The 13,128-nt window shown below is 70.1% G+C and carries 7 protein-coding genes; 3 read left to right on the forward strand and 4 right to left on the reverse strand.

Annotated elements, in window-relative coordinates; genetic code table 11:
* Window positions 1-159: 159 nt before the first annotated feature.
* Complete coding sequence (locus tag C516_RS0115940) at window positions 160-4,053, reverse strand: DUF3683 domain-containing protein (protein WP_018719417.1); 3,894 nt, start codon at window positions 4,051-4,053, stop codon at window positions 160-162.
* Between the two features lie 330 nt (window positions 4,054-4,383).
* Here C516_RS0115940 and C516_RS0115945 point away from each other — a divergent pair, with 330 nt between their 5' ends.
* From C516_RS0115945 to C516_RS0115955, 3 genes are read left to right on the forward strand one after another with little or no spacing between them, the layout of a single operon-like run.
* Window positions 4,384-4,749: a response regulator gene (locus C516_RS0115945; RefSeq protein WP_018719418.1), complete on the forward strand. Its 366-nt coding sequence runs from the start codon at window positions 4,384-4,386 to the stop codon at window positions 4,747-4,749.
* On the forward strand, window positions 4,746-5,360 hold the full coding sequence (locus tag C516_RS0115950) for a chemotaxis protein CheC (RefSeq protein WP_018719419.1): 615 nt from the start codon (window positions 4,746-4,748) through the stop codon (window positions 5,358-5,360). The genes C516_RS0115945 and C516_RS0115950 overlap by 4 nt, the downstream gene beginning before the upstream one ends.
* Before the next feature lie 5 nt (window positions 5,361-5,365).
* Complete coding sequence (locus C516_RS0115955; protein WP_018719420.1) at window positions 5,366-6,313, forward strand: sensor domain-containing diguanylate cyclase; 948 nt, start codon at window positions 5,366-5,368, stop codon at window positions 6,311-6,313.
* A gap of 49 nt (window positions 6,314-6,362) precedes the next feature.
* Here C516_RS0115955 and C516_RS0115965 read toward each other — a convergent pair whose 3' ends face one another.
* From C516_RS0115965 to C516_RS0115975, 3 genes are read right to left on the reverse strand one after another with little or no spacing between them, the layout of a single operon-like run.
* On the reverse strand, window positions 6,363-9,458 hold the full coding sequence (locus C516_RS0115965) for an efflux RND transporter permease subunit (protein WP_018719421.1): 3,096 nt from the start codon (window positions 9,456-9,458) through the stop codon (window positions 6,363-6,365).
* A complete protein-coding gene (locus tag C516_RS0115970; RefSeq protein ID WP_018719422.1) occupies window positions 9,448-10,677 on the reverse strand; it encodes an efflux RND transporter periplasmic adaptor subunit in 1,230 nt (409 codons plus the stop codon). The genes C516_RS0115965 and C516_RS0115970 overlap by 11 nt, the downstream gene beginning before the upstream one ends.
* Entirely contained in the window at window positions 10,674-12,068 is a 1,395-nt protein-coding gene (locus C516_RS0115975) for a TolC family protein (RefSeq protein WP_018719423.1), read from the reverse strand. Before C516_RS0115975 ends, C516_RS0115970 begins: the two co-directional genes overlap by 4 nt.
* Window positions 12,069-13,128 lie beyond the last annotated feature (1,060 nt).

Genomic DNA, 13,128 nt, shown 5'->3' on the forward strand with positions numbered 1-13,128 from the left:
GAGAGGGGGGCACCAATGGCCTCCGCCCCTCTCCCGTCAAGGGAGAGGGGGGCACCAATGGCCTCCGCCCCTCTCCCGTCAAGGGAGAGGGGGGCGCCAATGGCCTCGCACCGGGGGTGGAACTCGCGCCGCACTCGGGCTCACCGCGGTGGCGGTTGGTTACAGCAGCACCTTTTCGATGCCGCCGGCCTGGGCGCGTTCGATGAACTGTTCCTGCCAGCCGTCGCCGAGAAGGTGGTTGGCCATTTCGATGACGATGTAGTCCGCCTCGACGCCGGTGTCGTCCTCGTAGCGCGACAGGCCCTGGAGGCACGCGGGGCAGGAGGTGAGCATCTTCACCTTGCCCTTCTCGGCGGTGGGCTCGCCAGTGAGCTCTTCCAGGCCTTTGTTGTACTCCTCTTCCTTGCGGAAGCGGACCTGGCTGGCGATGTCCGGCCGGCTGACGGCGAAGGTGCCCGCTTCGCCGCAGCAGCGGTCGTTGAGCGGGACCTCGGTGCCCATGAGGGTGCTCGCGGTCTTCTGCGCGTCGTGGGTCTTCATGGGGGTGTGGCAGGGGTCGTGGTACATGTACTGCACACCGTCCACGCCCTCTAGCTTATAGCCCTTCTCCAGCAGGTATTCGTGAATGTCGAGCAGCCGGCAGCCCGGGAAGATCTGCTCGAACTCGTATTTCAGCAGCTGGTCCATGCACGTGCCGCAGGAGACGATCACCGTCTTGATGTCCATGTAGTTCAGCGTGTTCGCCACCCGGTGGAAGAGCACGCGGTTCTCGGTGGTGATCTCCTGGCCCTTCTCCAGGTCGCCGTTGGAGGTCTGCGGGTAGCCGCAGCACAGGTACCCGGGCGGGAGCACGGTCTGGGCGCCGGCATCGTAGAGCATGGCCATGGTGGCGAGGCCGATCTGGCTGAACAACCGCTCCGAGCCGCAGCCGGGGAAGTAGAACACCGCGTCCGAGTCCTCGGTGACCTTCTCCGGGTTGCGGATGATGGGCACGGTCTTGTCGTCCTCGAGCCCGAGCATGGCGCGGGTGGTGCGCGAGGGCAGCTTGCCCGGCATGGGCTTCTTGACGAAGTGCACCACCTGGGCCGGGACGTTGGAGAGGTCGCGGGTGTGCTTGGGGCGCTTCTTCGGCTCGGCGTCCGGGCGCTTGCCGCCGCTGCCGGCGAGGCCGACCTTCTTGGCGACGTGGAAGCCGAGCCGCTGCGCGCCGTAGCCCCACTCGATCATGCCCTTGCGCATGATGTTGATGGTGCGCGCGTCCTTGACGTTGAGGAACGCCATGGACGCGCTGGTCTGCGGGCTGGAGCGGCGCTGGCCCTTGTGCTTGAGGATGCTGCGCATCTTCACGGTGACGTCGCCGAAGTCGATGTTCACCGGGCAGGGGGTGACGCAGCGGTGGCAGACCGTGCAGTGGTCGGCCACGTCGTTCATCTCCTCCCAGTGGTGCAGCGAGATCCCGCGGCGGGTCTGCTCCTCGTAGAGCACCGCCTCGATCATCAGCCCGGTGGCGAGGATCTTGTTGCGCGGGTTGTAGAGCAGGTTGGCCCGCGGGATGTGGGTGGTGCACACGGGCTTGCACTTGCCGCAGCGCAGGCAGTCCTTGATGTCGTCGTTGAGCTCGCCGAGCTCGCTGGCCTCCAGGATCAGCGCCTCCTGCTGGAGCAGTCGCAGCGAGGGGGTGTAGGCGTCCGACAGGCCGGAGCCCTGGAGGAGCTTGCCGCGGTTGAACCAGCCCTCGGGGTCGACCTCGCGCTTGTAGCTCGCGAAGCGCTCGGAGACGGCGGGGTCGAGGTACTGCATCTTGGTGATGCCGATGCCGTGCTCGCCGGAGATCACGCCGTTCAACCGCCCGGCGAGCGCCATGACCTGGTCCACGATGTGGTCGGCCTCGCGCATCATTCGGTAGTCGTTGGAGTTCACCGGGATGTTGGTGTGCACGTTGCCGTCGCCGGCGTGCATGTGCAGGGCGACGAACAGCCGGCTGGAGAGCACATCCTGGTGGATGGCGTCGATCGTCCTGCGCACGGGCTCGAGGTCGCGGCCGTCGAAGATCTCCTTGAGCCGGTCCTCGACCTCGCGGCGGTAGGAGATGCGCAGGCTGCGCCGCAGCAGCAGGTTGGCGATGGTGTCGCCCTCGCGCCGGTCCGCCCGGGCGGTGTCGTCGAGAAGCGCGTCCAGCGCCACCGGGTCACCGTCCATGTTGTCGAGGATGGCCTTCCAGCGGTCGCCGACGTCGGCGAGGTGCGCCACGGCGGAGGCGCACTTCTGCCCGAGGATCGAGCCGCCCTCCTCGGAGGCCTCGTAGTGCTCGCGGTCGAGGTAGTCCGGGCGCTGCTTGAGCTCCGGCAGGCTGCCGCCGAGATGGCTGCGCAGCTCGGCGAGCAGGCGCAGCTTGTTCTCGATGGACTGGACGATGTTGATCCGCTCGATGCCCTCGCTGTACTCCGCGAGGCGGTCCAGCGGGATGACGACGTCCTCGTTGATCTTGAACGCGTTGGTGTGCGCGGCGATGGCGGCGGTGCGGGAGCGGTCCGCCCAGAAGGTCTTGCGCGCCTCGGCGGAGACGGCGATGAAGCCGTCCGCGTTGCGGGCGTTGGCCTTGCGCACCATGCGCGAGGCGGCCTCGGCGCAGGCGTTCTCGTCCTCCGAGGCGAGGTCGGCGACCAGCACCATCTTGGGCTTCTCGCCGCGGGCGCCCTTGGGCGCGTAGCCCACGGCACGGACGTAGCGCTCGTCCAGGTGCTCCAGGCCGGCGAGCTTGACGGACTCGTCCGCCTGCAGGTCGTCGACGATCTCCACGATCGCGGGCACCGCCTCGTGGAGGTCCGTGCCGTAGAACTCCAGGCAGACGGTGCGCATGTGCTCGGGCATGACGTGGAGCACGAAGGTGGCGGAGGTGATCAGCCCGTCGCAGCCCTCCTTCTGCACCCCCGGCACGCCGTTGAGGAACTTGTCCGTGACGTCCTTGCCCAGGCCGACCTTGCGGAAAGTCTCGCCCGGGAAGGCGATCTCCTCCGGCTCGCCCTTTTGCGTCTCGCCGTCCGCCTCAAACCGGGTGACGCGGAAGCGCACGGTGTCCTGATCGTGGATCTTGCCCATGTTGTGATCCACGCGCTCCACGTCCAGCCACTCCGCATCCGGGGTGACCATGCGCCAGGAGGCCAGGTTGTCCAGCGCCGTGCCCCAGAGCACCGCCTTCTTGCCGCCGGCGTTCATGGCGACGTTGCCGCCGATGGTCGAGGCGTCCTGGGAGGTGGGGTCGACGGCGAAGACGTAGCCGTGCTTCTGGGCGAGGTCGGAGACACGGCGGGTGACCACGCCGGCCTCGGCGCGCACCGTCGCAACGGGCTCCTCCATGCCCGGCAGGGTCCGGCGCTCCACGGCGCCGACGCCTTCCAGCTTCTCCGTGTTGATGACCACGCAGTCCTCGTGCATGGGCACCGCCCCGCCGGTATAGCCGGTGCCGCCGCCGCGGGGGATGATGACCAGCCCCAGCTCGACGGCCGTCTTCACCAGCGCGGCCATCTCCGCCTCGGTGTCCGGGCAGAGCACGACGAAGGGCACCTCCACGCGCCAGTCGGTGGCGTCGGTCTGGTGGGAGACGCGGGAGAGCCCGTCGAAGCAGATGTTGTCCTCGCGGGTGTGGCGGGCGAACGCACGGCGGGCGCGCTCGCGCTTGCGCTGCATCTCCGGGAACCACTGCTCGAACTCGCGCACCGCGGTCCTGGCCTGGTCGGCCAGGTCCAGGGCCTTGCGGTTGCCCTCGGCGCGGGCGACGATCTGGTCGAGTCGGTGGTTCATCGCCTCGATCAGCGCCCGGCGGCGTTTGGCGCTGTCGAGGAGGTCGTCCTGGATGTAGGGGTTGCGCTTGACCACCCAGAGGTCGCCGAGGACCTCGAAGAGCATGCGCGCGGAGATGCCGGTCCGCCGGCTCTCGCGCAGCTCGTTGAGGGTATCCCAGGCCTCCTGGCCCAGGTAGCGCAGAACGATCTCGCGGTCGGAAAACGACGTGTAGTTATAGGGAATCTCGCGGATACGGGCAGTTTCAGTCATTCGCCTGGTGGGTCATGTTGCGCTGCGAAGGACTAGCATCATACAGCGCCGCCCCCGGGGATTCAGTGCCTCGACCGCCGGGATTGACAGAAACTATTAACTCCTCTTACCTGTCTCATTGTTTAAATGAATTGGATTCATGCGTCATGGCCGCCTGATCCACCACCGCCCGTCGCGGCGCAATGACCGATCGCATAACAGCATGGCAGTATTGGTTGTCTACCGACGAGGTCACACTTGCCGCGCCAGAACGGTTGGATTAATGACGACTCCGCCGCATAATGCGGAGCTTGATAAAAAGGAACCAGGCCCGACACCGACGAGGTAACGATGTCCACCCAGGTTCTCGTGGTCGATGACTCGACCATGTCACGGAAGATCACAATCCGTGCGCTGCCTCCGGAATGGGACGTGGAGGTCTCGCAGCTCGATAACGGCGAGGATGCCGTGGAAGCCTGCCGAGAGGGTAACGTGGACGTCATGCTGCTCGATCTCACCATGCCGGGCCTCTCCGGCTTCGACGTGCTGGAGCGTATCTTCGAATTCCCCTCCCCGCCGGCGGTCATCGTGATCTCCGCCGACGCCCAGCCCAAGGCCGAGGAGCGGGCCATGGAGCTCGGTGCACGCGGTTTCGTGCGCAAACCCGTGGACCCGACCATGCTGGCCGCGACCCTGCGGGACACAGGGATATTATGAGCGTCGAACCCTTTTCGGCGGACCAGCAGGACGCGCTGCAGGAGATCGCCAATCTGGCGATGGGCCGTGCGGGTGCCGTGCTCGCCGAGATGCTGGACGTCTACATCGAGCTCTCGGTACCCCGGGTGGCGATCGTCGAGGCCGGCGGCCTCACCCCCGAGGTCGAGGCCCTCACGGGGCGCGACAGTCAGGTCGCGGCGGTACGCCAGCCGTTCATGGACGGCGTCAGCGGCGAGGCTCTGGCGCTGTTCGGCGAGGGCGGCTGCCGCGGGCTGGCGGACCTGCTCGGCCACGACAGCGTGGACGAGACGGTCGAGCGCGAGCTGCTGCTCGACGTCAGCAACATCCTGCTCGGCTCGGTCCTGCGCGGCCTCGGCGAGCACACCGCCACCCGCCTCTCGCTGGGGCGGCCGGCCATCATGAGCATGGGGTCGCCGGTCGCGCGGCTGCTCAACGCCGAGGACCTCATCTGGGACCAGGCGCTGATGCTGGAGGTGAACTTCCGGCTGGACGCCCGCGGCTTCGCCTGCCACCTGCTGCTGCTCATGCCCGAACAGAGCATCGAGACCATGCGCCACGCCGTCGACCGCATCCTCGACGGGCTGGGCTGACGGCCATGCCCGAATACGCCCTCCTCGACAACCTGGTCACCGCCCTCAACATCGGCGTCGTGATCGTCGACCGCGAGCGCCGGGTGCGCCTGTGGAACCACTTCATGGAGATGCACAGCGGCCACACGGCGGCGTGGATCAAGGGGCGTGACCTCTGCGAGGTGTTCCCCGAGCTGCCGCAGGACTGGTTCTCGGCGAAGCTGCGCAGCGTCGCCTACACCCGGCAGGCGGCGTTCAGCTCGTGGACGGAGCGGCCCTGGCTGTTCCGCTTCGACAACCCGCACCAGGTCACCGGCGGGCCCAAGTCGATGTACCAGGACTGCACCTTCCTGCCCCTGGCCGGGCCGGAAGACGAGCACGTGGAGCACATCTGCGTCACGGTCATGGACGTCACCGACACGGCGGTCTACCAGCAGCAGCTCCAGGACGCCCAGGCCCGGCTGCTGGAGATGAGCATCCGCGATCCGCTCACGGGCATCTCCAACCGCCGCCACCTCGAGGAATGCCTGGCCACCGAATACCAGCGCGCACGCCGTTACGACCTGCCGCTGTCGGTGATCATGTTCGACATCGATCACTTCAAGCGCATCAACGACACCTTCGGCCACCAGGCCGGCGACGACGTCATCCGCCGCGTGGCGGGCATCGCCGAGGCCCAGCGCCGCACCCCCGACACCCTGGGGCGCTATGGCGGCGAGGAGTTCACCCTGGTACTCCCCGAAACCGGCCTGGAAGGGGCCCACGCCGCCGCCCACCGGCTCTGCGACACCATCGCCGAGACCGCCATCCCGGCCTCGAGCGAGACCATCCACACCACCGTGAGCGTGGGGGTCGCCGCCCTGCACACCGGCGACGACAGCCACGACAAGCTCCTCGACCGCGCGGACGCCGCCCTCTACGAGGCCAAGTCCATGGGGCGGAACAGCGTCGTGGTCGCCCGCCCCACGGAATAACCGCCCGCCGTCGCCACCCCCGCAAAGGCCATAAGGCCACCCGGCCGGCTCAGTCCGTGCGCCGGCCGCCCAGCAGGGCGCGGACGTCCTCGATGGCGAGGTACAGGCAGGGGATGAGGAAGAGCAGGATCGCCGAGGAGAACACGATCCCGTAGCCCAGCGAGATCGCCATCGGGATCATGAACCGCGCCTGCATCGAGGTCTCGAAGATCATCGGCGCCAGCCCGCCGAAGGTGGTGAGCGTGGTGAGCATGATCGGCCGGAAGCGCCGCACGCCCGCGGCGTGGACCGCCTCCCCCACGCTCGCGCCCTCGCGCACCCGGGCATTGGCGTAGTCGATCATCACCAGCGAGCCGTTCACCACCACACCGCCGAGGGCGATGATCCCCATGATGCTGATGATGCTCAGGCTGTAGCCCATGATCAGGTGGCCGAGGATCGCCCCGACGACGCCGAAGGGGATGGCCATCATCACGATCATGGGCTGGATGTAGCTGCGGAACGGCAGCGCGAGCAGCGCGAAGATCCCGAGCAGCGCGATGGTCACGGTCTGGAAGAAGCTCTGGATGGCGTCACGCATGCTCTCCTGGCGCCCGCCGAACTCGTAGGACAGCCCCGGGAAATCCGCCACCAGCCGCGGCAGCATCCGCTCGCGGAGCTCGCGCAGGACCCGGTTGGTCTGCTCGATGGGCACCACGTCCGCGGTCACCGGCATTGCCCGGCGGCCGTTCTCGCGCTGGATGCTGGTCACCGCCCGCGACCGTGTCACCTCCGCCACCGACTCCAGGGGCACGTAGCGCCCCGCCGCGGTGCGCAGCATGAACGAGGACACCGACGTCTCCGTGTCCGCCCGTGCCGGGGGCAGCTGCACCCGCACGGTGACCTCGTTGCCCCCGCGCAGCAGCTTCACCGCCTCGGCGCCGTAGAAGCCGTTGCGCAGCTGCCGGGAGATATCGTCAACGGTGAAGCCCAGCGCCCGGCCGCTCTCGGTCAGGCGGATGTTCCACTCCGGGCTGCCGAGCTGGTAGCCGTCGTCGACGTCGCGGACGTAGGCGAGCTCGCCGAGGCGCTCGGCCAGCGTCGCCGCGGCGTGGTTGAGGGTGTCGATGTCGCCGTGGCTCAGCTGCACGGTCACCGCCGCGCCGCCGCCCGGGCCGCCGCGGTCGGCATCGAAGCTGGTGGACTCCACCCCCGGTATCGCGCCGGCGGCCTCGCGCCAGCGCTGCACGAACGCACCGGTGCTCATCGGCCGCTGGTCCGGCGGGGTCATGTACACCCGCACCTCCACCTCGTTGCCCTCGATGGCGGCGTAAATGCCGTCGCTGAGGGCATCGCCGCCGTTGCCCTCGACCACGTCGCCGGCGGCGTCCACGAGAACGTCGCGCACCCGGCGCAGGGCCGCCGCCGGCGCCCCCTGGGGCAGCACCGCGGTGACCTCGGCGGTGTCCGATTCCACCCGGGGCATGAGGATGAAGCCCATCCGCCCGCTCATCGCGTAGGCGAGGGTCACCGCGAGCAGCGCCGTCGCCAGGCCCAGGGTGACGTAGCGCCAGCGCACGGCCAGCGCCAGCGCGCCGCCGTAGCCCCGGTCGATGAAGCGGCTGAACGCCGCGCTGAAACGCTGCTGGAGCCGGTGCACGCTCGCCCCGGCGCCGGTGCTCGCCCCGCTGCGGGTGTGCCCGAGGTGGGCCGGCAGGATCACCAGCGCCTCCACCAGCGAGATCGCGAAGACTGTGCCCACCACCGCCGGTATCACCGCCCAGATCTGGCCGAAGGTGCCCGGGATGAAGGCCAGCGGCAGGAACGCCACGATATTGGTGAGCACGCTGATCGCGATGGGCACGGCGATGTCCCGCGCACCCTGCACCGCGGAGGGCAGCAGGCCCAGGCCGCGTTGTCGGTACTCGTAGATGTTCTCGCCGGCGACGATGGCGTCGTCCACCACGATGCCCAGCGCGATGATGAACGCGAACAGCGAGATCATGTTAATGGACACGCCGAACCACGGCAGGAACAGGAACGCCCCGAGGAAGGCGGTGGGGATACCCACGGTCACCCAGAACGCCAGCCGCAGCTCCAGGAAGGCGCTCAGCACTGCGAGCACCAGCAGCAGGCCGAGGAAGGCGTTCTTGAGCAGCAGCTCCACGCGCTGGCGGTAGACGTTCGAGGCGTCGCTCTGGATGGCGACGTCGATCTGCGGCGGCAGCGAGGCCCGGATCTCCGGCAGCACGGCGGTGACCGCATCGGACACGCCGATGGGCGTCTCCCGGCCGACCCGGAAGACCTCCACGCCCACCGCGGGCTTGCCGTTGTAGCTGCCGATGTCGTCGTCCGCGGTGGCGAAGGCCTCGCTCACGTCGGCCACGTCGGAGAGGCGCACCACGCCCCCGCCCGGGGTCGCCCGGAGGACGACGTCGCGGAACCCCTCCGCGCGCGTCAGGCGCTCGCCGACCTTGAGGAGGATGTCGCCGCCGGCGGTCTCCACCCGGCCGGCGGAGCGGTCCCGGGCGTTCTCCGCCACCGCCGAGGCCACGTCCTGGAGGGTGAGGCCGTAGGCGCGTAGCTCCTCCTCGCTGATGTCGATGTGGATCTCGTAGTCGCGGACGTCGTCCAGCGCGGCCTGGGTGACACCGTCCGCCAGGCGGAGACGGTCGCGCACCCGCTCGGCGGCGGCGCGCAGGCTGTGCTCGGGCACGTCGCCGTAGACGAGGATGTCCAGCACGTCCCGGCGCCAGCCGCTGAAGGAGATCTCCGGGTCCTCCGCCTGGTCCGGGAAGGTGTCGATATCATCCACCGCCCGGGTGACGTCCTGGTAGGCACGCTGGAGGTTGTAGCCCTCGATGAGCTCGATGCTCACCTGCCCGCTGCCGGTGCGGGCCGTGGCGGTGACCTTCTCCACGCCCTCGAGGCCCTGCACCGCCTCCTCCACCGGCAGGACCACGCCGGACTCGATCTGCTCCGGCGTCGCCCCCGGGTAGGAGACGCTGACCACGAGGACGTCGCGCTGGAAGTCCGGGAAGACCTCCTGGGTGATGCGGGTGGTCATGTACAGCCCGCCCAGCAGGAAGACCAGCATCAGCAGGTTCGGCGCCACCCGGTGGCGGACGAACCAGCCGATCACGCCGTCGCCGCGCTCACCCGCCATCGCCGCTCTCCGCCTCCGCGGCGCGCAGGGGCATGCCCTCGGCAGGGGTGGCGATGCCGGAGGTGACCACCCGGTCCCCCGGCTCAAGGCCGCCGGAGACGAACACCCGGTCGCCGTCGCGGTAGGCGACCGTCACCTCGCGGAAAACCAGCTCGCCGTCGGCGCTCATCAGCCACAGCGTATCACCGCCGTGGAGCCAGGCCGCGCGGACCTCGTAGGCGTCCTCCAGCACCCGGCCCAGGATCTCGCCGCGCACGAACGCACCGATCAGCAGCCGCGGCGGATCGCCCTCGCGCTCCAGCGCCAGCGGGTCGTCCACCGCCACCAGCACCCGGGCCAGTCGGCCGTCCTCCTCCAGCGAGTCGAGCACGCGGATGACCCGGCCCTGGCGGTACTCGCCGGGCGCCCAGGCGGCGTCGTAGTGCAGGCGCACGGCGGACCCGTCACCGCCCTGCCCGTCCGGCGCATCGATCCAGCGCAGCGCGCGCACCGGCACGGTGAGCTCCACCCACCAGCGCTCGGTGCCGGCCAGCTCGCCAAGCTGGGTGCTGGTGGTCACCTCCGCACCCGGCGCCACGTCCCGGGAGAGCACCACCGCGTCGAAGGGGACCGTCACCGTGGTGTGATCGAGATCCCGCTGGGCGGCGGCCACGTCGCTGCGGGCCGAGGCCACCGCGGCGCGGGCACTGTCGAGCTGCGGCTCGCGCAGCATCAGGGACTTCTCCTCCGGCGCCGGAGACTCGTCGCCGAGGATCTCGTACTCCTGCCGTGCCACCGCCTGCTGGCCCTGCTCCAGGGCGAGGTCCGAGCGGGCCCGGGTGAGCGCGGCCCGGGCCCGCTGGAGGGCGAGGCGGTAGTCCTCGTCGTCCAGGGTGAGCGCCGTATCCCCGGCGTTCAGGCGTCCACCGGGATCGAAGCCTTCAGCCAGCGAGGTCACCCGGCCGCCCACCCGCGGGCGCAGTACCAGGCGCCGGGACGGCTGGACATCGCCGTGGGCGGTGACCGTGATCCGGTGGTCCGCCGGGCTCACCGTCGCCACCTCCACCAGCCGCGCCGCGGGCTCGGGCCGCTGCTGACGGCCCACCGGCTCGTCCGTGGTCATCAGCCGGTAGGCCGCGGCACCGCCGGCGGCGAGCACCAGCAGCGTCAGCACGGTGTGCACGACGGCCCGCATGCCGCCGCGGCGCGGCGGCGTGTCCGTGGTATTCGTCCCCGTCACGTCTGTTCGTTCCCCTCATCCGTCGGCTCGCCGAAGGCGCCGCCGGCGACGGCGCGGATCAGCGCGATCCGGTCCAGCACCAGCGCCCAGCGGGCGTCGACGAGCTGGCGTTCGATATCCTGCAGGCGGCTCTGGGCATCCAGCACGTCGAGGTAATCCGCGGCGCCGTTGAAGTAGCGCGAGCGCAGCTGTGTCAGCACCCGCTCCGCGATGTCGCGCTGGCGCTGGAGCCCGTCCAGGACCCGGCGGTCGGCCCGCGCGGCGGACAGCGCCTGCTCCACCTCGGCGACCGCCTCCACCACGGTCTGGGCGTAATCGTTGAACGCCACCGCCCGTGCCGCACGGTCGCGCTCGATGCGCGCGCTGATCGCCCCGCCCTGGTAGAGCGGCAGGGTCAGCGAGGCGGCGAGCTCGCGCACCCAGTCCTCGAACGCGCGGGCGGTGGACACGGCGGTGCTGGTCAGCGAGGCGGAGAGATCCAGGCTCGGGTAGCGCTCGGCGATGGAGGCCGCCACCGTGGCGTCCGCCGAGCGCACCCGCAGGAACGCGGCGCGCAGGTCCGGGCGGCGGCGCAGCCATGCCGAGGGCACGCCCACGTCCGGCAGCGACGGCACCGCTACGCGCTCCGGCGCGTCCTCCGGCAGCGCCAGCGCCTGCGGCGGGCGGCCGAGCAGCGCGGCCAGGTCCGCGCGCAGCCGGTCGCGCTCGCCCAGGGCCTGCTCCAGGGTGGTGCCGGTCTGCTCGGTGAGCTGGCGCTGGCGCAGCAGCTCATCGGCCGTGACCTGGCCGTTGCGGAAGCGCACCTCGATGAGATCGGCGATACGCGCGTTGAGGTCACGCTGGCGGCGCAGCAGCTCGATGGTCTCGCGCTGGCTCAGGAGCTGGTAATAGGTGCGCGCGACCTCCGCGCTCAGCGTCACCGCTGCGGCCCGCAGGTCGAAACGGCTCGCCTGCGCCTCCAGCCCGGCGGCGCGCGCCTGGGAGGCCAGCCGTCCCCACAGGTCGACCTCGAAGCTGGCGGTCAGCGAGCCGGTGTAGCGCTCGCTGCTCTGGCCGTCGCTGCGCTGGGTGCTCGCCCCGCTGCTGGCCTGCAGCTGCGGGCGCTGGGCGGCCCCCTCCAGCCGGGCCAGCGCCCGCGCCCGGCGCAGCCGCGCCCGCGCGCCGGCGAGCGAGAAGCTGCCCGCCAGGGCCTCGCGCTCCAGCGCCGCCAGGGCCGGATCGTCGAAGTGCCGCCACCAGCGCGACGGCAGTGCACCGTCCCCGCTCGCGGAGAAGCGTTCCGGCACCGGCGCGGCATCGCGCGCGGGCATGTCGGTGTTCGGGGTGCACGCGGCGAGCACGGCGATTCCCGCACCCGCCAGCACCAGCCGCAGCGGAAGAGAACTGGTCATCGTGATCCTTGGACTGCCCCAGCGGGGGAATTATCCACGCTTGCCGGCACCCATGAAACGCAAACCGGGCCGCGGCGGTAAGGGTTCACGAAAATTCACAATCGGCCGGCCTCGCAGGACGGACACGACGGCCCGCGCCGCCCGGCCTGCCGGGGGATCGCGTCACGAGGGACACGGCGCGGCGCGAGACGGGATCGGCACCGTGGCCGGGGCCCACCGGCCGCAACACCACGCGGGCACCGGCGTTCCGGGCCGCGGCGGCGGCAATGGGCCAGCCGTGCACCCCCCGGGGCTACGATGTCGGCTGCGCCCGGCGGCCGATATCGTCGCGGACGGGTGCCCGCCCGCGTAATCACATGGACTCGTCCCCCCTGTAGAGGCATCGAGGCGCCGGGGTGGCGGGTGTACCGTCCACTGAGAGACCGTGCAGGTCGAGAAAGGCGGGCGAGTCCGTGGATAGGGTTATCACATTGGCGGTGGATCTGGCCAAAGAGGTTTGCTTCGCGGTGGGAGAGGATGCGTCGGGGCGAGTGTGCTTTGAACGCGGGTTTCGCTCGCGGCGTGCCTTTGAGCGTTTTCTCGAGGGGCTGTCGGGGTCGCTGGAGGTGGTGCTGGAGACGGGCTCGGGGGCGCACTACTGGGCACGGCGTCTGCGTGCTCACGCAGCGCGTGTGCGAGCACCGCAGCTCGGGTAGGTCGGTTGCTCCTGGCAACCGACAGCCACGATGATGTCGCTCACGTGGCGGAGCCACACCGGCGCCGGCAATGAGGCGTGGCGCTGCCCGACAGACGAGGTCAGGGCAAACAACGGCCGGCAGGTCGTCAGGTTTTCCCGATAACCCGCAAGCAAACTGGCAACCCCCCCCGGACAACATCCAGGATCGTGCACGGCCGACAGGCCGTAGACGTCATCCCGCCGGAACACCGCCCACGCAACGTCGCGCCCCGGACCCGGCCGCCGACCGGGAGACCGCCGGCACCCCACCTGTCGGTTGCCAGGAGCAACCGACCTACAGGAACGGGGCAGTCCGCCCGAGTGGCTCAATGGCGCCTTCCATGC

The sequence above is a fragment of the Arhodomonas aquaeolei DSM 8974 genome, from assembly GCF_000374645.1.
Lineage (GTDB): Bacteria > Pseudomonadota > Gammaproteobacteria > Nitrococcales > Nitrococcaceae > Arhodomonas > Arhodomonas aquaeolei.

Bases quoted from the DNA above. Each gene is read 5' to 3' on its own strand.
- C516_RS0115940 (WP_018719417.1), bottom strand. From the start codon at position 4,053: ATGACTGAAACTGCCCGTATCCGCGAGATTCCCTATAACTACACGTCG.
- C516_RS0115965 (WP_018719421.1), bottom strand. From the start codon at position 9,458: ATGGCGGGTGAGCGCGGCGACGGCGTGATCGGCTGGTTCGTCCGCCAC.
- C516_RS0115975 (WP_018719423.1), bottom strand. From the start codon at position 12,068: ATGACCAGTTCTCTTCCGCTGCGGCTGGTGCTGGCGGGTGCGGGAATC.
- C516_RS0115945 (WP_018719418.1), top strand. From the start codon at position 4,384: ATGTCCACCCAGGTTCTCGTGGTCGATGACTCGACCATGTCACGGAAG.
- C516_RS0115950 (WP_018719419.1), top strand. From the start codon at position 4,746: ATGAGCGTCGAACCCTTTTCGGCGGACCAGCAGGACGCGCTGCAGGAG.
- C516_RS0115955 (WP_018719420.1), top strand. From the start codon at position 5,366: ATGCCCGAATACGCCCTCCTCGACAACCTGGTCACCGCCCTCAACATC.